At 65.6% G+C, this 393-nt stretch carries 1 pseudogene; it reads right to left on the bottom strand.

Features of this window, described 5'->3' with window-relative positions:
* Positions 1-393, bottom strand: a pseudogene (locus tag R5H29_RS02495) (Tn3 family transposase); the annotation flags it as partial.

The raw sequence follows: 393 nt of genomic DNA, 5'->3' as shown, positions 1-393 counted from the left end.
ACGGGCGAGGCGGGCGCGTCGTTCGGCCAGCCAGATATCGGCCGTATCCGGTGCCGGTATCGGCAAGGGGCCGGCCGCGCGCATGTTGGCGAATACGGGGGCAGGAATGAGTTGCTGCTCGACAGCACGATAGCGTCGGCTTCCCTCGACCCACATGTCGCCGGCGCGAAGCCGGTCGCGAAGCTCGACCAGCACGCACAATTCATAGATCCTGCGATCGGGAATGCCGGTGCCGATCGCCCGACGCCAAGCTTGCCGGATGAAGCCGACTGGCGTGCCTGCAGGCAATTTGCGCAGATGACCAAAATGAAGGTCGCGCATGATCGCGACCGCTCGCGCGAGCGCATGGCAGGCTGGCACCGCCCCGAATGTGAACGAGGCGATGAACGAGGG

The organism is Stenotrophomonas sp. A3_2 (assembly GCF_036624925.1).
GTDB lineage: Bacteria > Pseudomonadota > Gammaproteobacteria > Xanthomonadales > Xanthomonadaceae > Stenotrophomonas > Stenotrophomonas hibiscicola.
This window is presented reverse-complemented; position numbering and strand designations above follow the sequence as displayed.